Below are 24660 nucleotides of genomic sequence, written 5' to 3' on the forward strand. Positions count from 1 at the left end.
TCAAAATCCGCCCGATTTTGGCTTGTCACTTAGAATATGGCGGGTGGCAGCGGCCACGTCTTCTTGGCGCATCAAGCTTTCCCCGATCAAAAATGACCGTGCGCCATAGCGCGCCAGATCGGACAGATCGCTCGGCTCGAACAAGCCGCTTTCGGCGACGATCAACTTGCCTTCCGGCACCAGTCGGGCCAATTCGCGGGTGGTGTCCAATGTGACGTCAAATGTGTGCAGGTTGCGGTTGTTGATCCCCAGTAGCGGGCTCTCGAGCAACAAAGCGCGCTCCAATTCTTCGGCATTATGGACCTCAACCAAAACATCCATGCCCAATTTGATCGCGGCGGCTTCCAACTCGGCGGCCAAACTGTCGTCCACCGATGCCATGATGATCAAGATGCAATCGGCCCCAAGTGCGCGTGCCTCATAGACCTGATAGGTATCATATAGAAAGTCCTTGCGCAGAACCGGTAGGGAACAGGCCTCGCGGGCCTCTACCAAAAAGGCGTCTGCGCCTTGAAAGGACGGCGTATCGGTCAGCACGCTCAGGCAAGTGGCGCCACCATCGGCATAGGCGCGGGCCAAGGCCGGAACGTCAAAATCGTCGCGGATCACGCCTTTGGAGGGGCTGGCTTTCTTGATCTCGGCGATCAGGCCGTAGCCACTGATTGATGCATCGGTCAGGGCCTTGGCAAATCCGCGTGGGGCAGGGGCCGCCATGGCGTCGGATTCGACGCTTTCAAAGCTGCGTTCCGCTTTGCGTGCAGCGACTTCTTCCAGCTTGTAGGCTTTGATCTTTTCAAGAACGGTTGGGGTGCTCATGCGGCCTCCGTGGTCAATTTGGCCAAGGCGTCAACCTTGGATTTTGCCGCACCACTGTCGATGCTGGCGCGGGCCATTTCTACCCCTTCGGGCAAACTCGAGGCCGTGTCAGCCACCACCAACGCGGCGGCGGAGTTCAAAAGCACGGCGTCGCGGTAGGCGGATTTTTCACCGGCCAGCAAGGCCCGAAAGGCCACCGCATTCTCTGCGGGGGTGCCGCCGATAATTTCTTCAAAGGCCCGCGGCGCAAGGCCTGCGTCTTCGGGGGCCACTTCCATGTCCGTCACGGCCCCGTTTTCCAAAGCGGCAACCTTCGAGGGCGCGGAGATAGATAACTCGTCGGTGCCGTCGCCACCATGCACCAGCCATGCCTTCTCCGAGCCCAAGGCCAGCAAGGTTTCGGCCATGGGGCGGATCAGCTCGGCAGAGAAGGCACCAGTGAGCTGACGCGTCACGCCTGCGGGGTTGGTCAGCGGGCCAAGAATGTTGAAAATCGTACGGGTTCCAAGTTCCGCGCGCGTTGGCATAACATGGGCAATCGCGGGGTGATGCATTGGGGCCATCATGAAGCCGATGCCGATGTCCTTGATGGCCTGTGCCACGACCTCGGCGCCCACCATGACGTTGATGCCCATCTCCCCAAGCGCGTCCGCCGCACCTGATTTGGACGACAGGTTCCGGTTGCCATGTTTGGCCACAACGACGCCAGCCCCAGCGACCACAAAGGCCGTGGCGGTCGAGATGTTCAACGTGCTTTTGCCATCGCCGCCCGTGCCCACAATATCCATAGCGCCGACCGGAGCCTCCACGGCGTTGCACTTCGAGCGCATTACCGCGGCGGCGGCGGCGTATTCATCAACCGTTTCCCCCCGCGTGCGCAGAGCCATCAAAAACCCGCCAATCTGGCTGGGGGTTGCCTCGCCATTGAAAAGGGCCTCGAAGGCCGTTTCCGCCTCGGAGCGGATCAACGGGCGGTCGGCTGCAGTACCGATGAGCGGTTTTAGGGCGTCACTCATGCCGCGACCCCAGGTTGGGCAGGGAGCGTATCAAGGAAGTTTTTCAGCATCTGGTGCCCATGTTGCGAGGCAATGCTTTCAGGGTGAAACTGCACACCATGCATGGGCAATTCACGGTGTTGCAGCCCCATAATGGTGCCGTCCTCCAGTTCTGCCGTGACTTCCAACTCACTTGGCAGGCTCGCGCGGTCCACCACAAGGGAGTGATAGCGCGTCGCTTCAAACGGGGAGGGAAGGCCCTTGAAAACACTTTTGCCCTCATGGATGTAGCTGCCCATCTTTCCGTGCACGATTTCTGTGTGGCGCACGACCTTGCCGCCGAAGGCCTCGCCGATGGTTTGATGTCCAAGGCAGACCCCAAACAATGGCGTCTTGGTTTCTGCGGCGGCGGCCGTCAGGGCCAGACAAATGCCCGCATCGCTGGGAGTCTTGGGCCCAGGGCTAAGTACAATTCCACGGGCGTTCATCGCCATCGCTTCTTGCACGTTGATGGCGTCATTGCGCACAACCTTCACATCTGCACCCAACTCGCCAAAGAAGTGCACCAGATTATAGGTGAAACTGTCGTAATTATCGATCAATAGCAGCATCATCTTACCCTTTGCTCCGAAAGGGCTTTCCAGTCCCTAACGTGTCGCGGTATAAATGCTCAGAGCTACGGGCTGGGGTCAAGGCCGCTTATATCGGTGACCTACAAACAATAAGGGCGAAAAGGCCCAAAGTTTCGCCTATGCTCTGAGGTGACGACACAAATGATCGGGCGAGGGTCAAGAGAATGGCAAATGGAATTGGTGCAGGGGTGGTCTCTGGTGGATTTGTAGGCACTGTGGTGCTGGCAATGCTGTCGCTCTATGCGCCACTGCCGCAAGATCGCATTGATGCCGCGCCGAAACTTGAAGTGGAAACCGCAACGCCTGATGCAGTGTCATCCGAAGACGCGACGAAAGCGGATACAGCCGCGCAAGTAAAAGATGACACCTCCGTTGCCGCGTCGTCCAGCGCGGCGACCGCCGCCAGCGTGGAGCAAAGCGAAACCGCCCCGACTGCGCCGACGTCGACAGCCCCAACATCTGCGGCCGCAGTTGTTCAGCCTGAGGCGCCGCAAGGAGATGTGGCCAGCACAGCAAACACAGACAGCCCAGCAGCCGAAATCGCCAGTACTGACGACCGCGCGGCCAGTTTAGCCCCGCAGGACGCATCGGTCGCTCCGGCACAAACTACAGGCGAGATCGTCGTTGCCAGCGCCGATCCGTCCTCCACAGCTGTAACGCAAGTCGAGGCAGGCGAACAGGCCTTGGCAGCAGATGCCGCCCCGCAGGTTGAAACCGCAGCAGTTGAAACGACCTCTCCCACGGTGCAGCCCGATGAGGTTGCTTCGCCGGTTGTTACGGGAACCGAGAAAACCGAAGACGACGCCCAAACACTGGCTACGGCAGAGCCCGCTACGTCGAAGCCGTCCAATTTGCCGGTCATAACCTCTGCACCGCAAGAGATCGAGCTGGCCTCCGCCGACACGCCGATTACATTGCCGCAAGTTGACTCAGGCGTGATCACCAACCGGTTGCCAAGCGTGGGCGGAGCCGCAGAAGTGGACGCCGAGCCAGAGGCGCCAGCGGATGTGGCGCCCTCGTCAGCCGAAGATTTAGGAGCCTTACGCGCCTTTGCCGCTCCGGTTGAAGGGGTGGAAGATAAGGCGCTCTTTGGGGTTGTGCTGATCGATAGCGGAGAAGACGGAATTCCGCGCAGTGACTTGATGAAACTGGCCGTCCCCGTCACCATTGCGATCGATCCGACCGCCCCCAATGCCAAGCAGATCATGACAGATTACCGTGCCGCAGGTATCGAAGTTGTGGCGATTGCTAATGAGCTGCCCACAGCCTCCTCACCAAGTGATGTGGCGGTCGCGGTAGAGGCCTATTTTGCGCAACTCCCGCAAGCGGTGGGGATCATGGATCCGTTGGATGGCCGCATCCAGTCCAACCGGTCATTGCTACAACCGGTTTTGGGCGCCATTCGAAATTCGGGACATGGGCTGATTACCTATGATCGCGGGTTGAACACCGCGCAACAAGCGGCCCGTCGTGAAGACATTCCAGCCGCCACTGTGTTCCGCGTGCTCGACGCTGATCTGGAGGAAAGCCCCAAGATCAAACGCTATCTGGACCGCGCGGCGTTCAATGCCAATCGCGACGGTGCGGTGGTGGTGGTTGGGCGCAGCTATCCCGAGACAGTCAAAGCCATTGTGGAATGGGTGTTGGAAAAGAAGGAAGCAGGGATCGCCATGGTTCCTGTGTCGGCGGTTATGCTTGCGGATGAGGCCTCCTGAGCGACAGGGGCCTCATCGAGTCTAGCTGTTGTTTCCGTCACGCAGGAACATTCCGGCCTCTTTAGCTGCCATGCGCAAGGCCTTGGATTTATTGACGGTTTCCTCAAATTCAGCTTCGGGATCGCTGTCATATACAACGCCGCCACCAGCTTGAACGTAAAGTTTGTCGTCCTTCACCACGCCCGTGCGCAATGCGATGCAGATATCCATGTCACCATTGGACGAAAAGTAGCCGCAGCCGCCGCCATAAACGCCGCGTTTCTCGGGCTCTAATTCGTCGATGATCTCCATTGCGCGCACCTTTGGCGCACCGGATACGGTTCCCGCAGGCAGGCCCGACAAAAGCGCAGACAGCGCGTCTTGGTCTTCGGCCAACTCGCCCGTGACATTGGAGACGATATGCATCACGTGGCTATAGCGCTCGATGATGAATTTTTCGGTTGGGCTAACCGTGCCGATCTTTGACACTTTGCCCGTGTCATTGCGACCGAGGTCAAGCAGCATCAAATGCTCTGCCAGCTCTTTCTTATCGGCCAGCAGGTCTTGCTCCAACGCGCGGTCTTCCTCAGGGGTGGCCCCGCGTTTGCGGGTGCCCGCGATTGGGCGGATTGTGACCTCTCGGCCAAAGACGCGCACCAGTATTTCTGGGCTGGCCCCAACGATCTGGAAACCCCCCATGTTAAAAAAGAACATGAACGGCGACGGGTTGGTGCGCCGCAACGCGCGGTAGAGCGAAAAGGGCGGCAAAGGGAAATCTTGCGTCCAGCGTTGTGAGGGCACTACCTGAAAGATGTCGCCCGCACGGATGTAGTCTTTGGCCTTTTCGACCGCGTCCAGGTAACCTTGATGGGTGAAGTTGGACACAGGTTCGGCCACTTCGGTTTCTTGGCCCAGATCGCGGGTGTCCGCAGGCATCGGGCGATCCAGATCGCGCACCGCATCCATGACCCGTTCGGCGGCCTGCGCATAAGCTGCACGCGCGGATTGCCCTTCGGATGCCCAAGCAGGGCTGACCACGATGACTTCTCCTTTGACACCGTCCAGCACCACAACCACAGACGGCCGCTGCATAATGGCATCCGGCACGCCCAAGGGATCTGGGTTCACATTGGGAAGATGTTCCACCAGACGGATCATGTCATAGCCAAGGTAGCCGAATAGCCCAGCCGAGGCCGCTGGCAACCCGTCAGGCAGGTCAATGCGGCTTTCGGCCAGAACTTCGCGTAAGGCCGTTAGCGGGTCACTTTTGCAAGGTTCGAAGGCGTCGCGGTCAAATCGGGCGGTGCGGTTCAACTCGCTGGTGTTGCCATGGCAGCGCCAGATCAAATCGGGCTTCATGCCGATGATCGAGTAGCGTCCACGCACCTCTCCGCCGGTCACCGATTCCAGCACAAAGCTGTCCGGTTGCGCAGCGGTGAGTTTCAGCATCAACGACACCGGAGTATCGAGATCCGCCGCCAGCCGTGTGTAGACCACCTGATTTTCGCCCGCATCGAAACGCTTGGCGAACTCGTCATATTCGGGAAACAAAGCCATGGGTTAATGAATGCTCGCGTTCACAGCGTTGATCGAGACTTGGTCAAGGCTTAAGCCGTGGCGCGACAGCACCGACTGACCGAAAAGCTCAAACACATCTGCGGCCAATCCGGCACTTCCTTGCTGGGACAGCTGGCTCAGGAACGCTTGCGCATCCTCTGCTTCCAGATCCGCGTCCGAGATATCGAGAAGCTTGACCAAAATGGCCCCTTCGTCAGATGGCACCAAGGCGGTTTCTCCCGCGGCTTCAAGATCAAACGCGGTAACCAGCAGGGCCACTGGCATGTTCTCGACAAAGTCCGTACGGCCACGATCTGTCTCTGTGCGGCCTTCGAGGCTGAGGGCCTCCATGGTTTCGCCGGCGTCCAGCTTTGCCTTCAGCGCGTCACCCAACTCGGTCAGGCGGCGCTTTGTTTGCGCTGCGTCCCAAGCTGCGGCGACTTCTTCGCGAATGTCCTCCAACGGGGGCAGGGCGGGTGCTACGATCTCGTCCAAACGAGCCGCAAAGATACCGCCATCTGACAGTTCACGGGCCTCCGGAAAATCGCCTTCATTCATCAAGGCGGCTTCTTCGCGGAAGTTGTCATAGCCGGCGATACCGCTGCGTTCTTCATCAAAGAAGTCGATCTGGGCGAAGACAAGATCGGTATCCTTGCCCAATTCTTCCAAGGAGGCACCGCCCGCAAGCAGGTCGTCTACATCGTTCATTTGATCCAGAACCGCACGGCGGGCTTGGTCAGCTGTGGCTTGTTCCACCAGCTCGTCGCGCACCTCTTCGAGGGTGATCTCTCGGGCTTCCAGAACCGCGTTGATACGGTAAAGCGCGGGTCCCAAAGATGTCTCAACAGGGGCCGAGATGCCTGGTTCGGTCAAGGCGAACACAGCCTCTGCAATCGGGCCATCCAGATCATCGCGTGCTACTTCGCCTTGATCCACGTCTTCCAGCGTCAGGCCGCGTTCCTCAACGAGGGCGTCAAATGTTGTCTCACCAGCGTCCAAGGCTGCTTTGGCAGCAGTGGCGGCTGCCGTGTCGATGAAGCTTAGGCGCTCCACCATCCGGCGATCCGGTTGGTTGAACTCGTCCGAGCGCTCGTCATATAGCGCGCGCAACTCATCTTCATTCGGCGTGATCTCGGCGGCCACCATGTCAGGTGTTAGCCAAGCATAGCTGATCTTGCGAATTTCAGGGGTTTCGAATTGCGCAGCATTTTCGCTGTGGAATTCTGCTAACTCGGCGTCTGTTGGGACGGCATTAGGCGTTGTGAGCAAATCGGCCCCCAAGGTGGCCCAGCGGAACGACCGGCGTTGGCCCAAAAACCCATAGAGCGTTTCGGCATAAGCGTCATTCAACGTCAGCCCGCCGGTGACGGATTGCTCCAGAATTTGGCGCGCGGCGGTGCTGCGCAAGCTGTCTTCGAATTCGGCAGGGCGGATATTGCTGCGCTCCAGCGCGAACTCATAAGAGTCGCGATCAAAGGTGCCGGTCGGGCCTTGGAAGGCTTGAACCTGCTGCAATTGGTTCAGCACTTCGCCATCTCCCACCGACAGGCCGATGACGCGGGCTTCTTCGGTCAAGGCTGATACCGCTGCAATCCGTTCACGGACCCGCAGGTCGATGCCTTCACGCAGGGCGGTCTGCATCGACACGGGCTGTTGGCGGCGACGGCTCTCAAAGTTGAGCTCCTGCTGCAGACCGTTTTGATACTCTTGAGCCGTGATGGGGGTATCACCTACACTGCCGATAGTTGTGATGTTGCCGCCAAGCCCGCCGGCCCCAAAGCCCGCTAGACCGAGTACCAACAAGAGCAAAATAACCCACACCGCGAAGCGCGATGCGCTTGATTTGCCTGACTTGGCCATGTCTCACCTTCCTAGAAGAATACCAGTTTCAAACTGTTAGACCGTTGCCCACACAGGGGCAAGGCGATCAAAGGGTTTCCATACGTTCAAATAACTGTGCAATGCCATCTGCGTCGATATTTGCGAAAGCTATGCGCAGTGAATTTGCCCCAGATGCGTCGCCCTCAGGGACAAACATCGTGCCTGGAAGGCATAAAACACTGATCTCGCGCACCATGCGTTGGGCCAATTGATCTGACGGCTCGTCGAAAGGGTGTTTCAGATAGGCAAAATAAGCGCCATTGCCCTGCATCACCCAACCTTTGGCGGCGAGACGGGGGAAATGGGTTTCGATGGCCGCCCGTCGGGCCAGAATTTCGGCCCGCTGCTCACCGAGCCAAGCGCCCAAATGTCGCATTCCCCAAAGGGCGGCGCGTTGACCCAACTGGTTGGGGCAAATCGTGACGGTATCAAGGAACTTCTCGGCTTGTGCCAAACGCGCGACGGAGGCGACCATAGCCCCCACACGGTGTCCGGTCAGCCGGTAGGCCTTGGAAAACGAATAGAGCTGGATCAGCGTTTGATCCCAGTCGGGGCGGGTGAACAGATCATGTGGCGCACCGCTGCGGCTGTCGAAATCGCGGTAGGTTTCATCCACAATCAACGCGATACCGCGTGATTTGCACAGATCATAGAAGGCCCCCAGCAGGTCTGACGGATACTCAACGCCACCAGGATTATTCGGGGATACCAATGTGATGGCGCGTGTTTTTGAAGTAATCAAAGCCGCCGCATCGTCAACCGACGGCAAAAGCTGCGCATCTGTTTTCAAAGCGACCGATGTGATGCCCCCCATATCCAGCCACATCTTGTGGTTGAAATACCAAGGTGTCGGCAAAATCACTTCGTCGCCGGCCGCACAAAGCGTCGAAATCATTGATGCGAAAGCCTGATTGCATCCAGAGGTGATGGCGACATTCTGCGCGCCCAATGTGGCCGAATAGGCGTCATTCCACTGAGTAGCGACCTCTGCACGCAGCTCTGGAAGCCCCAAAACCGGCCCGTAGAGATGGGTCTCATCCTCGTCCAACACGAATTGCGCCATGGCTTCACGCAACGCCGGTGGCGGCGGATCAACAGGCGCCGCTTGCGAGACGTTGATCAACGGGCGATCTTTGGGGAAATCCACCCCGTCGATCCAGCGCCTTGCCTCCATAACAGGGGGCGGAAAAGTGGCGGCCATATTTGGGTTCAGACGCATCTGGGTAATTCCTAACAGGATGGAAAACTAGTCGCCGCGATAGGGCTTCACATATTGCATCGCCATATCCCATGGGAAGAAAATCCACGTATCTTGAGACACTTCGGTGATGAATGTATCCACCTGAGCGCGCCCCTTGGGCTTGGCATAGACCGTGGCGAAATGGGCCTTGGGATAGAGACCGCGCACGATCTCAAGAGTTTTGCCGCTGTCGACCAGATCGTCGATAATCAAGATGCCAGTGCCGTCGCCCATCAAAGTGTCGTCCGGCTTTTTCAGCACCGAGGCCTCGGATTGGGTCTGGTTGTCGTAGGATTTCACCGAAATCGTATCGACCGTGCGAATGTCCAGTTCACGCGCTGCAATCATCGCAGGTGCCATGCCCCCACGGGTGATCGCCACAACTGCGCGCCACGCGCCATCCTCAGGGCCATGTCCGTCCAAACGCCAAGCCAATGCCCGACTGTCACGATGGATTTGATCCCAGCTGATGTGAAATCCTTTTTCGTGCGGTAAGCGGTCGGTCATTTTTTGGGGCTCCGTATAGGTGGTCGCGATTTAGGTGGCGGCGATTTTCACGCCCAGAAGGGCAAGTAACCCGCCAAAGCAGCGGTCGAGGTGGGATTTGAGGCCAAGATAGGCCCGACGACTGCGATCAAAAGAGAACAGCCGTGCAACAAAGACATTCCACAATGTGTCATTGAGGAAGACCAACGTCAGGATCACCACATAGACCCAAACAGGGGCCGATGGTGGTACAGTCCCAAGAAAAATGGCGCTGAACATGATCGCCGGCTTGGGGTTGGCCAATTGTGTGATCATCCCAAGGCGCAGGGCTGACCAGTCGCTTCGGGGCAGGGCGCCGTCTTGGGCTTGCTCTAGCGGGGTGTCCGCGCTTTTCCACATTTTCCACCCGAGCCAGACAAGATAGATGCCCCCCAATATCTTCAAGGACCAAAGCAGCGCTGGTGCGGCCTCAAAGATGATCGCCAGTCCAAACAAGGCCGCCGCCGCCCAGATGACCGCGCTGATCCCTATGCCGATTGAGACAAATGTGCCCGCTCTCATACCCTGCATGACGCCAATTCGGGCTGACATCAAAACAGAAGGGCCAGGGCTGATTGCCGCAAAGAGATGCAGCAGCCAAATCGCAAATAGGGCGGTGAAGCTCATATGTGGCTACTTTTCGATGTCGGGGGCGTCGACGGCCTTCATCCCGACTACATGGTAGCCCGCGTCAACGTGCAAAACTTCACCCGTCACGGCAGAGCCGAGGTCAGACAACAAGTAGAGCGCCGACTTGCCGACTTCTTCTTGTGTCACGGTGCGGCGCAGCGGCGCGTTATACTCGTTCCATTTCATAATGTAGCGGAAATCGCCAATGCCCGAAGCCGCAAGCGTTTTGATTGTGCCAGCTGAAATGGCGTTGACGCGAATGTTGTCCTTGCCCAAATCCTCGGCCAGATATTTGACCGACGCCTCAAGGGCCGCCTTGGCAACCCCCATGACGTTGTAATGTGGCATGACTTTTTCCGCGCCGTAATAGGTGAGGGTCAGCATTGAGCCGCCATCGGTCATCATCTTCTCGGCGCGTTGCGCCACGGCTGTAAAGGAATAGACGGAAATATCCATCGACATCCGGAAGTTTTCGGCGCTGGTGTCGACATAGCGACCGCGCAACTCGTTTTTGTCAGAAAAACCAATGGCATGAACTACAAAGTCCAAGGAACCCCAGTCTTCTTTCAACGTGTCAAACAAAGCGTCAATCGACGCGCCGTCACCAACATCACACGGAAGCACATGTTTGGCCCCGATGCTGTCGGCCAAGGGACGCACCCGTTTGAGCAGCGCATCACCCTGATAGGAAAACGCAATTTCCGCACCTTGATCAGCGCAGGCTTTCGCAATTCCCCAAGCGATGGACTTGTCGTTCGCCACCCCCATGATCAGGCCACGTTTGCCCGCCATCAATCCATTTGACATATAGTCCCCCAACGCGACTTCTTATTTGTGTTTAGGCTGGTGTATGCCAAAGCATTCCCTGCTTCAAGCCACGGCTAAACAATGTGTTAACTCGCAAAGCGGTCCAACAATCTGCTAACATGCAAAACGCGCGATGATGCGCGGCCCTAAATCAGGGGCAATCATACGTGGCGTAACTTCGAAACCCGCCTAACACTGTATTGAGCAGGCAGAAAATGAACGATACAGTTTTCCTCGTAATACATGGGAAAGCAGACGATGGCAGACAGGACAGGGAAGTTCGCGGGTGAAGATCCGTTCGAGATTTCCAGACAATGGCTACAAGAAGCCGAACACAGCGAGATAAACGATCCCAATGCCGTAGCTTTGGCCACTGTTGACAGCAACAACATGCCGAATGTGCGAATGGTTCTCCTTAAAGATATCGAAGCAGATGCTTTCGTCTTCTATACAAATTACGAAAGTACAAAGGCGCAGGAACTCGACAGCATCCAGAATGCGGCCTTCGTGATGCATTGGAAATCGCTCCGCCGGCAGATTCGCGTTCGTGGCCATGTGAGCCGTGAGGATGGCCCGAAGGCGGATGAATATTATAAATCTCGGTCGCTCAAGAGCCGTTTGGGGGCTTGGGCGTCAAAACAATCGGCCCCGTTGGCGTCCCGAAGTGCTTTGGTCGCCGAAGTCGCAAAAGTGACTGCAAGCAAAGGCTTGAACCCTGCGCGCCCCAGTTTTTGGGGTGGTTTTCGAATAGAACCGCTTGAGTTTGAGTTCTGGGCGGATGGTCCAGCCCGTTTACATGACCGATTCCGTTGGGTAAGAGCAGGAATTGATACACCATGGAAGATCGAGAGATTAAATCCATAACTATGTCAAAAACAACGATAATTGACGTACACGGAAACTAGTAGGGGGCAGGAAACCCTTACCTATCTTGAATCCTCTCTTTATGAGAACGTGGGGCCAACACAAGTTGGGAGTACTCCATGGGAAGTCTTGGAGGCGTCGAAACATTCGATGCAATTTTGATGACACAGAATGACGAAGCAATCGTAGCTGACGACACGAAACAAATTGTCGGTCAGGTTAAATGGTTCGATGCGGTAAAGGGCTTTGGCTTTGTCGTCTCCAACGAAGGTGGGCCTGACATTTTGCTCCATGCAAATGTTCTGCGGAACTTCGGGCAGGGGTCCGTTGCGGACGCCAGTGTCGTTGAGTTGCGCGTTCAGCAAACAGAGCGCGGGCTTCAAGCGGTTGAGGTTGTCTCGATTGTGCCACCGGCCAGTGACCCCGAAAACGGCCAGATCGATGCGTCTTTGCAAGACGTAGCGTTGATCCCTGCGCGGGTGAAATGGTTTGACAAAGGCAAGGGCTTCGGCTTTGCAAATGCCTATGGATCAGACGAAGACATCTTCCTTCACATCGAGGTTCTACAGCGATGTGGGCTTGCGGACGTTCTTGCGGGCGAGGCTGTCTGTCTGCGTGTCGTGGATGGGGAACGCGGCAAAATGGCTGCTGAAATCCACGCATGGGATCATGCAATCGACCGCGTTTAGTCGCAGTCTCGCGGGGCTTTGCGCCGCAACATTGCTATGCACGGCCAGTTTTGCTGATGATTGCTCTTTCGATCAGGTCAGCATCAAAGGAGACTTCGGCGAGATGAATTTCCGCGTCGAAATCGCGGATGATCCTCAGGAACGCGCCACCGGATTGATGAACCGCGAGAGCATGCCGACGCTTTCTGGGATGCTATTCGTCTACGAGACACCGCAGTCTTTGGCCTTTTGGATGCGGAACACGCTGATTCCCTTGGATATGATCTTCGTCGATGAGCGCGGCAAAATAGCCAAGATTCACCCAAATGCGATTCCACTGGACGAATCTCCGATCCATGGCGGCGATGATTTGACCCATGTGCTAGAGATTGGTGGCGGTTTGGCCGCTAAATTTGGCATCAAAAAGGGCGATATACTCAGACATTCCAGCTTTATTCAAAATGAAGCGCATTGGCCCTGCGGTTAGGGGTTTTCAATTCCGAAAACTGGGGTTAGGAAGCGCACAAGATAGTCGGGGCGTGGCGCAGCCTGGTAGCGCACCTGTTTTGGGTACAGGGGGTCGGAGGTTCGAATCCTCTCGCCCCGACCATCTTAAACCAGTCACAGATTGGTTCCTTTCCCTTCGAATTTGTCGTCACAGAGTCATGCCGCTGCAAGGGCATCTGGCCCGTGTGAAATCTGCAAACCACATATAGTATTTCGCCTCGCCGAGCGATTCTGCGCAGGGGGGCGTGGTCCGCGGTATTCTGAGGCATTTTGAGGCAACAGGTCTCAATTATCTAGATTTAGACGGTAAGAGTGAAAAAAATCGCTACATGTTGCGTTTTGACTTGGAACTCTCTGGATAAACCTGTGGATAACCTGTGTGCGGTTCACCTGAAGCCGTAGCTTTTCAAGGTAAGCCAGCCGTTTAGTTTAATTTTTCACGATCCGCTGTGCTGTGAATGGATTTGGACTGCTTGGGCCAAAGGAATCGCGCAAGAGTGAGTTGCAGCTTGGTCAACCAATTTTTGATCAATTATGTGGTAAAAAATTCGTTGACCAAACGGGGTTTGATACGTCACTTAGTACAGGCCGACAGACAAGCCACCACATATAGTGGCAGCGAGCGGCGACGGGACTGGGACACACTCCAAAAAGGAAGTGGCGCTATTTGCGCTCACTCATGCCGCAGCGTGAGACCGATATCTTTGTCTTTAAACGACTTTCACGACCCGCATGAGGCAGGTCAAACTTAAATTTGTGGCGCATTCTTTGTTGCGCGCCAGGGTAATCGGGGAACACACGAATGAAGATCGACCGTAAACTGACGAAAGCCGGACAAGACGCCTATGCAGCGTTGGAATTTACTTCTACCGCGTCCGAAATTCGCAACCCTGACGGCACGATCGTGTTCAAACTTGATAGCGTCGAAGTTCCCGCAGGTTGGAGCCAAGTGGCCTCTGACGTGATTGCGCAGAAATACTTCCGCAAAGCTGGCGTGCCAGCCGCGACCAAACCGGTGAAAGAGAAGGGCGTTCCAGAATTCTTGTGGCGCTCTGTACCCGATGAAGCCGCCTTGAAGAAACTGCCCGAAGATCAACGCTTTACTGGCGAGACCTCGTCTAAGCAGGTGTTCGATCGCCTCGCCGGCGCTTGGTGCTACTGGGGCTGGAAAGGCGGCTACTTCACCACCGAGGCCGACGCATTGGCATACTATGACGAAATGCGCGTGATGCTGGCCAAGCAAATGGCCGCTCCGAATTCACCTCAGTGGTTCAACACTGGTCTGCATTGGGCTTATGGCATTGATGGTCCGGCCCAAGGTCACCACTATGTCGACTTTGAGACCGGCAAATTGACCAAATCCAAATCTTCCTATGAGCACCCGCAGCCACATGCGTGCTTTATTCAATCAGTCTCTGACGATCTGGTGAACGACGGCGGGATCATGGACCTTTGGGTTCGCGAAGCACGCCTGTTCAAATACGGCTCCGGCACGGGCACGAACTTCTCCTCCCTGCGTGCTGCCGGCGAGAGCCTGTCAGGCGGGGGGAAGTCCTCCGGCCTGATGGGTTTCCTAAAGATCGGTGACCGTGCTGCAGGGGCGATTAAATCGGGCGGCACAACCCGCCGCGCCGCGAAAATGGTGATTGTTGACGCGGATCACCCTGACATCGAAGAATTCATCAACTGGAAGGTTCTGGAAGAGCAAAAAGTGGCGTCCATCGTCGCGGGCTCCAAGATGCACGAACAGAAGCTCAACACAATCTTCCAAGCCATCAAAGCTTGGGACGGCAAGATCGAAGACGCGGTTGATCCGAAGTCCAACGAGCAGCTTAAAGACGCCATCCGCGAGGCAAAGAAAGTTGCGATCCCAGAGACTTACGTCAAACGGGTGTTGGATTACGCAAAGCAGGGCTACACCTCCATTGAGTTCCCGACCTACGACACCGATTGGGACTCTGAGGCTTACAACTCTGTCTCGGGCCAGAACTCCAACAACTCCATCCGCGTCACCGACGCCTTTTTGAAAGCCGTAGAGGCTGACGCCGATTGGGATTTGGTGAACCGCAAGGACAATAAAGTCTGCAAAACCATCAAGGCCCGTGATCTGTGGGAACAAGTGGGCCACGCTGCATGGGCCTGTGCCGATCCCGGCATCCAGTACCACGACACCGTCAACGCTTGGCACACGTGCCCAGAAGACGGCGAAATCCGCGGCTCCAACCCGTGTTCCGAATACATGTTCTTGGATGACACGGCTTGTAACCTCGCCTCGATGAACCTGCTGACCTACCAAAAGGATCAGAAGTTTGACGCGGAACTCTACATGCACGCCAGCCGTCTGTGGACGCTGACGCTGGAGATCTCGGTCACTATGGCGCAATTCCCGTCCAAGGAGATCGCGCAGCGCTCCTACGACTTCCGCACCTTGGGGCTGGGCTACGCCAACATCGGCGGTCTGCTGATGAACATGGGTCTGGGCTACGACAGTAAGGAAGGCCGCGCGATGTGTGGCGCCCTGACTGCGCTGATGACCGGTGTGTCTTACGCCACATCCGCCGAGATCGCCAAAGAGCTGGGCCCATTCCCGGGCTACGCCAAGAACTCCGAGCATATGCTCAAGGTTATCCGCAACCACCGCAACGCGGCCCACGGCAATGACGACGGCTATGAGAAGCTGGACATCAAGCCACTGGCGCTCGACCACGCCAATTGCCCAGACCAAGATCTCGTAAGCCTCGCGATGGCTGCTTGGGACGAAGCCTTGGCATTGGGTGAAAAGCACGGCTACCGCAACGCCCAATCCACCGTGATCGCACCAACAGGCACAATCGGTCTGGTTATGGACTGTGACACAACCGGCATTGAGCCCGACTTCGCACTTGTGAAATTCAAGAAGCTTGCGGGCGGGGGCTACTTCAAAATCATCAACCGCGGCGTTCCAGGTGCATTGGAAAACCTCGGCTATGCCAGCAACCAGATCGAAGAGATCGTCTCCTACGCAGTGGGTCACGGCACGATCGGCAATGCGCCTGGCATCAATCACACCGCACTTGTGGGCCACGGCTTCGGCGAAGCTGAACTGGCCAAGATCGAAGCCGCACTGCCAAGTGCCTTCGACATCCGCTTCGTGTTCAACCAATGGACTTTGGGCGAAGAGTTCTGCACCGGCACGCTGGGCATCCCAGCGGCTGAGCTGAACAACCCAAGCTTCGACATGTTGCGCCATCTCGGCTTCTCTAAGGAGCAGATCGAGACCGCCAACGACCACGTCTGCGGCACCATGACCTTGGAGGGTGCACCGCACCTGAAAGAAGAGCACTACTCTGTGTTCGATTGCGCCAACCCATGCGGCAAGAAAGGCAAACGCTTCTTGTCAGTGGACAGCCATATTTACATGATGGCGGCGGCGCAGTCCTTCATCTCTGGCGCAATCTCCAAGACGATCAACATGCCAAATGATGCGGACATCCAAGACTGCCAGAAAGCCTATGAGCTGTCTTGGTCCTTGGGCATCAAGGCCAATGCTTTGTACCGTGACGGCTCGAAACTGTCGCAACCTCTGGCCGCGGCTTTGGTCGAGGATGACGATGAGGCGGCAGAAATTCTGGAAAGCGGCTCTAACGAGCAAAAGGCAGCCGTCTTGGCCGAGAAGGTGATCGAGAAGATCATCATCAAAGAGGTCGAGAAAGCCACCGCACGCACAAAAATGCCAGAACGCCGCAAAGGCTATACCCAAAAGGCTGTCGTGGGCGGGCACAAAGTGTACCTGCGCACGGGCGAATACCAAGACGGCCAATTGGGTGAAATCTTCATCGACATGCACAAAGAGGGCGCAGGCTTCCGCGCCATGATGAACAACTTCGCCATCGCGGTGTCGGTTGGTCTGCAATACGGCGTGCCGTTGGAAGAATTCGTCGACGCGTTTACATTTACCAAGTTCGAGCCTGCGGGCATGGTTCAAGGCAACGACAGCATCAAAAACGCCACGTCGATCTTGGATTACATCTTCCGCGAGCTGGCCGTGTCCTACTTGGACCGCACCGATCTGGCCCATGTGAAACCAACAGGCGCCACCTTCGACGATCTTGGTCGCGGCGAGGAAGAGAACCTGCAAAACATCGACGATCTGTCGGAAACTGCGGCCTCTAAGTCATTGGAAGTGCTGAAGCAAATCAGCTCCACCGGCTACCTGCGCAAGCGCGTTCCCCAAGAATTGAAAGTGCTTCAAGGAGGCATGGCCTCCATGGGTGCGACGGCATTGGATGGTGCGGCTGATCCGGTTGTGGCGCTGCAAACCTTGGTGCCAGAAACAACATCGTCCAGCACTGCACTTAGCTCCGGCTCGGTGGCCATGGACGCACGCACCAAGGCCAAGATGCAAGGCTACGAGGGTGAGGCCTGCAATGAATGCGGCAACTACACGCTCGTGCGCAACGGAACGTGCATGAAGTGCAACACCTGCGGCGGGACATCCGGCTGTAGCTAAACAAGATACCGATGGTGCTCCTGCGGAGCACCGTTCGGGTTCCGGGGTGGGTGCGCTCGCCCTTGACGCAGATCAGGCCGCAGGCAAAAAAACTTGAGCGGTATAATTACGAGCCTGATCAGTGAAACTCGGCCCCTTCAGTAGAAGGGGCCTTTTTCTTGTCTCGGTGTGAAAGAGGGCTGCAACCTGTATTGGGGTCCGCTGGCGCATTTTGCGCGCATACCCATAGCGCAGGCATTCCACCTCTAGACCGCAACTTCACCATCAAGATTCGACGAGTTCATCCAATGGGCGATGGGCCAGTTCTATGAGATGTGCGGTGGGAGAAGGCCTAAACCGCTGTAATTTATCTATAATATAGATGCATTGAAAACGGGTGGACAGATACTCTTTGTCTCGTCATGTTGTATGCAAACTGTATGCAATGAGTCTAATGCGTGTTTGCTTTTACCTTGGGGGTGGAAAACACATGACTGAAACCAAGTCTTATCAACGTGGCTCGGCTGCGACTGAGATTTGCAATGAGCTGCGTCGTGAGATTCTAACGCTCGCGTTGGAGCCAGGTACGCCACTGGATGAAACGGGGCTTTCCAAGCGTTTCAACGTTTCTCGCTCCCCCATTCGCGAAGTTCTAAATCGGCTATTGGCGGAACGTTTGGTGGAAGCTTTGCCAAACCGTACGACCATCGTAGCCCCAGTTGATCTGATGAATTTCTCAAATTTCATTGAGGCGCTGGATTTGCAGCAGCGCTATGCAACCCGCCTTGCAGCGCGCAATCGCAGCGCTGAGGACTTGATCAACCTGCGCAAGTTGTCGGACCAATATCGCGACGCCGTTCATTCTGCAAAGGCGTTTGAAACGCTTCAGGCCAACTTCGAGTTCCACAACGCCGTCGCTCTGGCGGGGAAGAACCCCTATGTCGTGCGCCAATATGGCGAGCTTTTGTCAGAAGCGCGTCGGTTGCTGCACATCCACATTAACTTTTTGGATGCACAGGGGCGTTGGGATGTCTTGGACGATCAACACGACGACTTTGTCGATGCCATCGAAGCGCAAGACGTTGCTTTGGCGGACCGCCTTGCGCATGACCACACGGTTCAGTTCCACGACCGGTTCCTGAAGGCGTTGCAATATAGAACTGACGATGACTTTCAGTTCGAAACGACAGATTTCCTTGGCGCAGGGGCGCGCGCGTGACCACGATCCGCCAAATACGTGTTTTGTCTCATTGCAATGATCTGGGTGGAAAAATCTGGAATCCTGCGATCCGCTGGACCCAAAAATATGCGGTCTTTGTCGAGATCGTTGATAGCAAAGGGCAGGTGGGCTTGGGGGAGTGTTGGTGCTTTGACACTGCCCCCGACGCGCTGATGGCCTTCTTGCGCACAGAGGTTATCCCTCACTTCATTGGCATTCCGGTTGAAGACGCATTTGATGTGGCACAGCGCCAAATTGTCCGCGCCACTTTGACAGCGCGGCATGGCATATTGATGTCTGCATTGTCGGGCATAGATATCGCGGTCTGGGACCTGAAAGCGCAAAGCTCTGACGTTCCCCTTTGGCAAGCCATTGACCCGAGTGCTGCTGGAAAGTTCCAGCTGTATGGGAGTGGCGGCCTCTATGGGCAGCAGAAAACCTTGCAGGATCTACAGGCCGAAATGCTGTCTATGGCGGATGCAGGCTTTCAGATTTTGAAGATGAAGGTTGGCGCACTTTCTATCGAGGATGACGTGCAACGGGTGATGGCTGCGCTGGCGGCGCTGCCGGAGCCTTACAAGCTGATTGTCGATGGGGTTTACAAATACTCTGCTGACCAAGCTTTGCAGCTCTTTGATGCGTTGCCACGTGATCGCATCGAGGCATTCCAGTCGCCTGTTGCGGCACATGACTACGCGGGCATGGCAAGGCTGGTGAAACATGGTGTGCCGGTTATGGCCACCGAGGCTGAATACCGTGATGAACTACACCAAAAACTGGTAGAGGACGTGCGGGTTCCGTTTCTTCAAACCGCACCGGTTGCTGCCGGTGGAATTTCCCGTGTTCTGGAGCTTCAGCGCCTCATCGCAACGAGCGAAACCCGCTTAACGCTTGAAGTTTCGTCAACCTCAATCGCGCTGGTCGCGGCCTGTCACTTGGCCGCGGCGAGCACAAGCATTGCGCATGTTGAACGTCACTACGTTCACCAAGTGTTTTTCGAGCAGCTCAACTTTGTATCGTCCCCTGATACGCCTGGTCAGTTTTCTCTCCCGAAAGTTTCAGGGCTTGGGTGCTTCTTGCCCAAGGATCAGGTGACGATGCATTTCGAATCCACCCAATGACAATTTGTCCAAGAGCCAACAAGGCCATCCCTAAATTCAAAGTACCAACGGAGAGTTACATGCTTACTAAACTAATGAAACTTGCAACGGTTGCATCGCTGGCATTTGCCACTGCGACCTCTGCTCAGGCACAAGATGAAGGTGTGTTGGGCGAGATCAAAGCACGCGACAGCCTGCTTTGCACGGGCCACAACGGCAGCTATCTTGGCTTTGCCGAAGTTGACGCGCAGGGCGAATGGCAGGGCTTTGACATCGAAATGTGTCGCGCATTGGCAACCGCCATCTTGGGCAGCCCTGACAAAGCACAGATCATTCCAATCAGCTGGGCACAGCGTTTCCCCGCGATCCAGTCCGGCGATATTGATGTCATCATCAAGGTGACCGGTTGGACAATGACCCGCGATACCGAGCTGGGCTTGCAATACTCGCGCCCATATTTCATCGGCCCATTCTATGTGATGTCCCGGTCTGATCTGGGGGCGCAAAGCATCTCTGATCTCGATGGGGGCGTATTCTGCGTCAACGCGGGCACAACGGTCGAGCGCGTTCTGGCAGACTACATGGAAACCAACGGCATCGAGTATCAGCCACTGGCGTTCGAGAAAGGCGAAGAGCTGCGCGCGGCACTTTACGCTGGACGGTGTGACGCGATTGCAGGCTTTGGCCCGTTTCTGTCCTCCACCCGCGTCAACGCGCCAAACCCAGATGATTTCACCATTATCGGCGATGTGATCAAGCTTGAGCCAGAAGGCATTGTTGTGCGTCAGGGCGAAGATGACTTCCTTGATGTCATCAACTGGATGGTCACAGCCCTGTTGCTAGCAGAAGAGAACGGGATCACTTCTGAAAACGTTGATGAAATCAAAGCCAACCCACCATCCGCAACGGTTGAGCGTCTGCTGGGTGTAACACCTGGTGTGGGCACACGCCTTGGTCTGCAAGATGACTGGGCCTACAACGTGATCAAAACCGTCGGAAACTATGGTCAAATCTACGACCGTACGATCGGTGACGGTTCCCGCTACAAGCTGCCACGTGGCTTGAACAACCTATGGAACAATGGCGGCCTGCTATATCCGCTGGTTCTTGACTAAATCCCCGATAGGGCGCGCATTCTGCGCGCCCTTTTGTCCAAACAAGGGGGCATCATGACCAAGCTCTTTACGTCACAGAAATTCAGAAGAACTGCAGTGCAGGTTCTATTCGTTGCAGTTGTGGCAATGTTTATCCTCGCAACGATCATCGTTGGGCGCACCAATATTGCCGATCAAGGCATAGCAACTGGTTTTGGGTTTCTAAACCAAACCACAGGTTGGCCCGTTAGCTTTTCCCTCACTGATGTCGGACCTAGGTCCACCTACACGCAGGTGCTTTTTGCGGGTCTGCTGAATACGATGCTGGTGGGGTTCATGACCCTTATCTTTGCAACGGTTCTTGGCTTGTTGCTGGCGTTGATGCGCATCTCGAGCAACAGCTTGATGAAACTGGTTGGCACCACCTACGTTGAGGTGTTCCGCAATGTGCCCGTTATTCTGCAAGTCTTTTTCTGGTATGCGATCCTCACGCATTTTCCGGGGCCACGTCAGGCATATTCCCTTGCCGACATGGCCTTCTTTTCCAACCGCGGTTTGATGTTGCCCGCCCCAAGCCTGTCCGGTTTGGATGTCGCGATATTCTTGATCGGCTGCGTGGCCATCGGATTTGGTCTGAAGTCATTTAAACCCAAGAAATCGGGATTGCGCCTGCCGCTTGCGATATTGGCCGCTGTCGCGCTGTTTGGGGTTTTGCTGCTGACCGGACGAGAGGCAGATGTGCCTTTGTGGTCTGTACCAGAACTCAAGGGCCTGCGGTTTGTAGGGGGCGTGTCCCTGAAGCCCGAGTTCTCCGCGCTATTGATTGGGCTGACTTTGTTTGGTGCATCCTACATTGGAGAAATCATCCGAGGCGGGCTTATCTCTGTCGATAAAGGAAAGTTGGAAGCCGGATCGGCGCTTGGGATGTCTCCTTTCCAGATCAACCGCTACATTCGAATTCCGCTGGCCTTCCGAGCAATGCTGCCGTCGCTTTCCAACCAGTACATTTGGCTGATGAAGGGGACGACCGTTGGCATCGCCATCGGGTATCCAGACTATTTTGCTATCGTGTCTACGTCGATCAACCAGTCCGGCCAAACAATGGAACTTTTGGCGCTGTTGATGGGGGGCTTCATTGTCGTGAACTACTCCATCGGGTTTGCAATGAACTTGTTGAATACGCGCTTAAAACTCAAAGGGAGAAGCTAGTATGACGACTTCAGTTGTCCCGCCGGTCCCAAAACGGGGTTTTGGTTACTGGTTGAAGAAACACTTCTTCTCCACTTGGCTCAACTCGGTGATCACCGTTCTTTTTGGCGCTTTGCTGATATGGATGTGTGTCAAGCTTTCCAATTGGGCGATTTTCGATGCCATTTGGACTGTCGATAACAAAGAGCATTGCGGCCATGGCGCTGGCGCCTGCTGGGCGGTGATCCAAGACCGTGGCCGTCTGATCTTGTTTGGCCTCTACCCATACGAAGAACAGTGGCGTTCAACATTGGCCTGCCTGATCGTTATCCTGACCATTGGCCTGTCGTGCTTGCCGTCTTTGTGGTCGATCAAAAAGCTGCCAACCCTTTGGGTGATCGGTTTTGGTGCGTTTGTATTGCTGATGCGTGGCGGGTTTGCGGGCTTGCCATTGGTAACCTCAGAACAGTGGGGGGGATTGTCACTCACGATCTTCATCTTCTCTGCGGTGTTCGTCCTCGGCATGCCCCTTGCGGTTGTCTTTGCATTGGCGCGGCGTTCTAGCCTGCCTGTGATCGCAAAGGGAACTGGGTTGTTCATCGATTTGGTGCGCTCGCTGCCGCTTTTGACCATTCTGTTTGCAGCGGCGGTCGTTGTGCCGTTGCTCGTGCCAGACTGGCTTGAGGGCAATAAACTGGGGCGCGTTGTCGTGGCCTTTGCGGTGTTCTTTGCAGTCTACCAAGCCGAGATCATTCGCGCCGGTTTGCAGTCAACCTCGCAGGGGCAAAATGAGGCCGCAGCTGCCTTGGGCATGCCCTATTGGTCGTTGGTTGTGGACATCCTCCTGCCGCAAGCCTTTCGCAACACGCTGCCATCAACCATCAATCAGGCAGTGATCACCTTCAAAGAAACGTCGATCGTCACAATCATCGGGTTCTTTGAGGTTATGGCATCGGGCAACGCCGCTATTGGGGGCGGGGAATGGACCGAGCAATTTGTCGAGGTCTATGTCTTCTTGGCCTTGGTGTATTTCGTCTTTGTCTTTGGCCTGTCGCGCTATGGCGCATGGTTGGAAAACAGAATGAGGGTTGGTCATGCGTGAGACAGCAATTTCGGTTAAATCCGTTGATAAATACTATGGCGCATATCATGCCTTGAAGGGGATCAACCTAGAGGTTCCAACAGGTCAAACTCTGGTGATTTGCGGGCCTTCTGGGTCCGGAAAATCCACCCTGATCCGGACGATGAACGGCTTGGAGAGCATCGCGTCGGGCCAGCTTGAAGTGCTGGGCTTGGACATCTCTGACGATACCAGAAACCTTGATGCGGTGCGCAAAAGGGTCGGCATGGTGTTTCAGAACTTCAATCTGTTCCCGCATATGACAATTCTGGAGAACTGCACGCTTCCTCAAATCCGGTCAGTGGGGCGCGACAGGGCAGCCGCCACAGTTGAGGCGATGGATCAGCTGAAAAAGATGCATGTCGATATTCATGCTGAAAAATACCCCGATCAATTGTCGGGTGGGCAAAAGCAACGCGTGGCTTTGGCGCGCGCACTTTGCCTGAAGCCAGAAGTGATGCTGTTTGACGAGCCAACCTCGGCGCTTGATCCCGAAATGATTTCCGAAGTTCTGGATGTCATGCAAGAGTTGGCCAAAGAAAACATGACCATTGTTTGCGTGACCCATGAAATGGGGTTTGCCCAAGCCGTTGCAGATTCCGTTTTGCTAATGGCCGATGGTGAAATCGTAGAACAGGGCACGCCGGACCAAATGTTCAACAACCCCCAAAGCGCGATCACGCGTCAGTTCATGGATGTGGTGAAGAAATGACCAAGCTCGACCAACCCCGCTTTATCTCACGTGCAGATTTTGGCGCGCCTGTAAATTGGTTGAATTTGACCGAGGCGCTGAAGGCAGGGCACCATTTGCCCAAAGCGCAGGTCGAGGATGTGTTCATGGGCCCGCATGGCAGCTCGCTGCTCAGCCGATCAGCGTGGATCGAGGGCCTTGGCTACGGCGTGAAAAGTGTGACGATTTTTGCCGAGAACCCCGCGCAGGGCTTGCCGTCGGTCCAAGGGGCCATGCTGTTGTTTGATCACGCCAACGGCAGCCTTCGCGCCGTGATCGATAGCGCTCTGGTCACCGATTTGAAAACTGCTGCCGATAGCGCACTTGGCGCACGGTATTTGGCGCGCCCAGACAGTGAGACGTTACTGGTGCTTGGCGCAGGTGCTGTGGCGGGCAATGTGATCTCGGCCTATTCACAGCTGTTTCCGTCCTTGCGGCAGGTATTTATTTGGAACCGCACCTTCACCAAAGCCGAGGCGCTGGCGCAGTCTTTTGAAACGGATCAGGTGAACGTGAAGGCGGTCAAGGATCTGCCCGAAGCGGCGGCGCAGGCTGACATCATTGTCACTGCGACCATGTCCAGCACGCCTGTTTTGAACGGGGAGTGGGTGCAGCCCGGAACACATGTTGATCTGATTGGTGCCTTTCGCGCCGAGATGCGCGAGGCCGATGATGAATTGCTCCAGAAGGGGCGCATATTTGTGGACAGCCGCGAGACAACTCTTCACCACATCGGCGAATTGATGATCCCGATTGCAGCGGGTGTCATCTCGGAAGCAGATGTTCTCGCGGACTTTTACGACTTTGCAGCGGGTCATGCCGGACGAACCTCTGATCATGAAATTACCGTCTTCAAGAACGGGGGCGGCGCGCATCTTGATGTCATGACAGCCGACGCCATCCTCAACGCGATCTGAAGGAAGCA

General features: G+C 55.8%; 21 protein-coding genes and 1 tRNA gene. 13 read left to right on the plus strand and 9 right to left on the minus strand.

What is annotated here, in order from left to right:
- The 3 genes from trpC to Q0746_RS00685 are packed head-to-tail and all read right to left on the minus strand — an operon-like array spanning position 1 to position 2422.
- Positions 1 to 816 carry an indole-3-glycerol phosphate synthase TrpC gene (trpC, locus tag Q0746_RS00675; RefSeq protein WP_298256204.1) on the minus strand — a complete coding sequence of 272 codons (816 nt, stop codon included), beginning with the start codon at positions 814 to 816 and terminating at the stop codon, positions 1 to 3.
- The gene (gene trpD, locus Q0746_RS00680) at positions 813 to 1832 is read right to left on the minus strand and encodes an anthranilate phosphoribosyltransferase (protein ID WP_298256206.1); all 1020 of its coding nucleotides are present in this window, start codon (positions 1830 to 1832) and stop codon (positions 813 to 815) included. Before trpD ends, trpC begins: the two co-directional genes overlap by 4 nt.
- Positions 1829 to 2422 carry an aminodeoxychorismate/anthranilate synthase component II gene (locus Q0746_RS00685; protein WP_298257999.1) on the minus strand — a complete coding sequence of 198 codons (594 nt, stop codon included), beginning with the start codon at positions 2420 to 2422 and terminating at the stop codon, positions 1829 to 1831. The genes trpD and Q0746_RS00685 overlap by 4 nt, the downstream gene beginning before the upstream one ends.
- A 185-nt stretch (positions 2423 to 2607) precedes the next feature.
- On the opposite strand from Q0746_RS00685, the gene Q0746_RS00690 reads away from it, so the two are divergent.
- Entirely contained in the window at positions 2608 to 4158 is a 1551-nt protein-coding gene (locus Q0746_RS00690) for a polysaccharide deacteylase family 2 protein (RefSeq protein ID WP_298256208.1), read from the plus strand.
- Between the two features lie 21 nt (positions 4159 to 4179).
- On the opposite strand, the gene trpE is transcribed toward Q0746_RS00690, so the two are convergent.
- The 6 genes from trpE to fabI form a co-directional block, all read right to left on the minus strand.
- A complete protein-coding gene (gene trpE / locus Q0746_RS00695) occupies positions 4180 to 5694 on the minus strand; it encodes an anthranilate synthase component I (protein ID WP_298256210.1) in 1515 nt (504 codons plus the stop codon).
- A gap of 3 nt (positions 5695 to 5697) precedes the next feature.
- Entirely contained in the window at positions 5698 to 7554 is a 1857-nt protein-coding gene (locus Q0746_RS00700; RefSeq protein ID WP_298256212.1) for a peptidyl-prolyl cis-trans isomerase, read from the minus strand.
- 67 nt (positions 7555 to 7621) lie between these two features.
- The gene (locus Q0746_RS00705; protein ID WP_298256214.1) at positions 7622 to 8794 is read right to left on the minus strand and encodes an aminotransferase; all 1173 of its coding nucleotides are present in this window, start codon (positions 8792 to 8794) and stop codon (positions 7622 to 7624) included.
- A gap of 27 nt (positions 8795 to 8821) precedes the next feature.
- Positions 8822 to 9322 (minus strand): xanthine phosphoribosyltransferase, encoded by a 501-nt coding sequence (gene gpt / locus Q0746_RS00710; protein WP_298256216.1) that lies wholly within the window; start codon positions 9320 to 9322, stop codon positions 8822 to 8824.
- A 30-nt stretch (positions 9323 to 9352) separates the two neighbouring features.
- On the minus strand, positions 9353 to 9967 hold the full coding sequence (locus Q0746_RS00715) for a LysE family translocator (RefSeq protein WP_298256218.1): 615 nt from the start codon (positions 9965 to 9967) through the stop codon (positions 9353 to 9355).
- Positions 9968 to 9973: 6 nt separating this feature from the next.
- A complete protein-coding gene (fabI, locus tag Q0746_RS00720) occupies positions 9974 to 10777 on the minus strand; it encodes an enoyl-ACP reductase FabI (protein ID WP_298256220.1) in 804 nt (267 codons plus the stop codon).
- Positions 10778 to 11035: 258 nt separating this feature from the next.
- Between fabI and pdxH the strand changes: the two genes are divergently transcribed.
- The 12 genes from pdxH to Q0746_RS00780 all read left to right on the plus strand — a co-directional run bounded on the left by pdxH (position 11036) and on the right by Q0746_RS00780 (position 24652).
- Positions 11036 to 11641, plus strand: a complete 606-nt coding sequence (gene pdxH, locus Q0746_RS00725; RefSeq protein ID WP_298256222.1) for a pyridoxamine 5'-phosphate oxidase — start codon at positions 11036 to 11038, stop codon at positions 11639 to 11641.
- A 161-nt stretch (positions 11642 to 11802) separates the two neighbouring features.
- Entirely contained in the window at positions 11803 to 12330 is a 528-nt protein-coding gene (locus Q0746_RS00730) for a cold shock protein (RefSeq protein ID WP_298258001.1), read from the plus strand.
- Positions 12311 to 12796: a DUF192 domain-containing protein gene (locus Q0746_RS00735; protein ID WP_298256223.1), complete on the plus strand. Its 486-nt coding sequence runs from the start codon at positions 12311 to 12313 to the stop codon at positions 12794 to 12796. The genes Q0746_RS00730 and Q0746_RS00735 overlap by 20 nt, the downstream gene beginning before the upstream one ends.
- A gap of 46 nt (positions 12797 to 12842) precedes the next feature.
- Positions 12843 to 12919: transfer RNA gene (locus Q0746_RS00740), tRNA-Pro, on the plus strand.
- A 699-nt stretch (positions 12920 to 13618) separates the two neighbouring features.
- Positions 13619 to 17305, plus strand: a complete 3687-nt coding sequence (locus Q0746_RS00745) for a vitamin B12-dependent ribonucleotide reductase (RefSeq protein WP_298256225.1) — start codon at positions 13619 to 13621, stop codon at positions 17303 to 17305.
- A 469-nt stretch (positions 17306 to 17774) separates the two neighbouring features.
- Positions 17775 to 18503: a GntR family transcriptional regulator gene (locus tag Q0746_RS00750; RefSeq protein ID WP_298256227.1), complete on the plus strand. Its 729-nt coding sequence runs from the start codon at positions 17775 to 17777 to the stop codon at positions 18501 to 18503.
- Positions 18500 to 19624, plus strand: a complete 1125-nt coding sequence (locus tag Q0746_RS00755; protein ID WP_298256229.1) for an enolase C-terminal domain-like protein — start codon at positions 18500 to 18502, stop codon at positions 19622 to 19624. Before Q0746_RS00750 ends, Q0746_RS00755 begins: the two co-directional genes overlap by 4 nt.
- 59 nt (positions 19625 to 19683) lie before the next feature.
- Complete coding sequence (locus Q0746_RS00760; RefSeq protein WP_298256231.1) at positions 19684 to 20718, plus strand: transporter substrate-binding domain-containing protein; 1035 nt, start codon at positions 19684 to 19686, stop codon at positions 20716 to 20718.
- A 54-nt stretch (positions 20719 to 20772) separates the two neighbouring features.
- Positions 20773 to 21906, plus strand: coding sequence for an ABC transporter permease subunit (locus Q0746_RS00765; protein WP_298256233.1), 1134 nt, complete (start codon positions 20773 to 20775; stop codon positions 21904 to 21906).
- 1 nt (position 21907) lies between these two features.
- Positions 21908 to 22987 carry an amino acid ABC transporter permease gene (locus Q0746_RS00770; protein ID WP_298256235.1) on the plus strand — a complete coding sequence of 360 codons (1080 nt, stop codon included), beginning with the start codon at positions 21908 to 21910 and terminating at the stop codon, positions 22985 to 22987.
- Positions 22980 to 23717 carry an amino acid ABC transporter ATP-binding protein gene (locus Q0746_RS00775; protein ID WP_298256237.1) on the plus strand — a complete coding sequence of 246 codons (738 nt, stop codon included), beginning with the start codon at positions 22980 to 22982 and terminating at the stop codon, positions 23715 to 23717. Before Q0746_RS00770 ends, Q0746_RS00775 begins: the two co-directional genes overlap by 8 nt.
- Positions 23714 to 24652: a saccharopine dehydrogenase NADP-binding domain-containing protein gene (locus Q0746_RS00780; RefSeq protein WP_298256239.1), complete on the plus strand. Its 939-nt coding sequence runs from the start codon at positions 23714 to 23716 to the stop codon at positions 24650 to 24652. Before Q0746_RS00775 ends, Q0746_RS00780 begins: the two co-directional genes overlap by 4 nt.
- The last annotated feature ends 8 nt before the right edge of the window (positions 24653 to 24660 follow it).

Source organism: uncultured Litoreibacter sp., assembly GCF_947487515.1.
Classification (GTDB): domain Bacteria; phylum Pseudomonadota; class Alphaproteobacteria; order Rhodobacterales; family Rhodobacteraceae; genus Litoreibacter.

What these genes read in the sequence shown, in the direction of transcription:
- trpC (WP_298256204.1), bottom strand. Translation starts at nt 816, where the DNA reads ATGAGCACCCCAACCGTTCTTGAAAAGATCAAAGCCTACAAGCTGGAA.
- trpD (WP_298256206.1), bottom strand. Translation starts at nt 1,832, where the DNA reads ATGAGTGACGCCCTAAAACCGCTCATCGGTACTGCAGCCGACCGCCCG.
- Q0746_RS00685 (WP_298257999.1), bottom strand. Translation starts at nt 2,422, where the DNA reads ATGCTGCTATTGATCGATAATTACGACAGTTTCACCTATAATCTGGTG.
- Q0746_RS00690 (WP_298256208.1), top strand. Translation starts at nt 2,608, where the DNA reads ATGGCAAATGGAATTGGTGCAGGGGTGGTCTCTGGTGGATTTGTAGGC.
- trpE (WP_298256210.1), bottom strand. Translation starts at nt 5,694, where the DNA reads ATGGCTTTGTTTCCCGAATATGACGAGTTCGCCAAGCGTTTCGATGCG.
- Q0746_RS00700 (WP_298256212.1), bottom strand. Translation starts at nt 7,554, where the DNA reads ATGGCCAAGTCAGGCAAATCAAGCGCATCGCGCTTCGCGGTGTGGGTT.
- Q0746_RS00705 (WP_298256214.1), bottom strand. Translation starts at nt 8,794, where the DNA reads ATGCGTCTGAACCCAAATATGGCCGCCACTTTTCCGCCCCCTGTTATG.
- gpt (WP_298256216.1), bottom strand. Translation starts at nt 9,322, where the DNA reads ATGACCGACCGCTTACCGCACGAAAAAGGATTTCACATCAGCTGGGAT.
- Q0746_RS00715 (WP_298256218.1), bottom strand. Translation starts at nt 9,967, where the DNA reads ATGAGCTTCACCGCCCTATTTGCGATTTGGCTGCTGCATCTCTTTGCG.
- fabI (WP_298256220.1), bottom strand. Translation starts at nt 10,777, where the DNA reads ATGTCAAATGGATTGATGGCGGGCAAACGTGGCCTGATCATGGGGGTG.
- pdxH (WP_298256222.1), top strand. Translation starts at nt 11,036, where the DNA reads ATGGCAGACAGGACAGGGAAGTTCGCGGGTGAAGATCCGTTCGAGATT.
- Q0746_RS00730 (WP_298258001.1), top strand. Translation starts at nt 11,803, where the DNA reads ATGACACAGAATGACGAAGCAATCGTAGCTGACGACACGAAACAAATT.
- Q0746_RS00735 (WP_298256223.1), top strand. Translation starts at nt 12,311, where the DNA reads ATGCAATCGACCGCGTTTAGTCGCAGTCTCGCGGGGCTTTGCGCCGCA.
- Q0746_RS00745 (WP_298256225.1), top strand. Translation starts at nt 13,619, where the DNA reads ATGAAGATCGACCGTAAACTGACGAAAGCCGGACAAGACGCCTATGCA.
- Q0746_RS00750 (WP_298256227.1), top strand. Translation starts at nt 17,775, where the DNA reads ATGACTGAAACCAAGTCTTATCAACGTGGCTCGGCTGCGACTGAGATT.
- Q0746_RS00760 (WP_298256231.1), top strand. Translation starts at nt 19,684, where the DNA reads ATGCTTACTAAACTAATGAAACTTGCAACGGTTGCATCGCTGGCATTT.
- Q0746_RS00765 (WP_298256233.1), top strand. Translation starts at nt 20,773, where the DNA reads ATGACCAAGCTCTTTACGTCACAGAAATTCAGAAGAACTGCAGTGCAG.
- Q0746_RS00770 (WP_298256235.1), top strand. Translation starts at nt 21,908, where the DNA reads ATGACGACTTCAGTTGTCCCGCCGGTCCCAAAACGGGGTTTTGGTTAC.
- Q0746_RS00775 (WP_298256237.1), top strand. Translation starts at nt 22,980, where the DNA reads ATGCGTGAGACAGCAATTTCGGTTAAATCCGTTGATAAATACTATGGC.
- Q0746_RS00780 (WP_298256239.1), top strand. Translation starts at nt 23,714, where the DNA reads ATGACCAAGCTCGACCAACCCCGCTTTATCTCACGTGCAGATTTTGGC.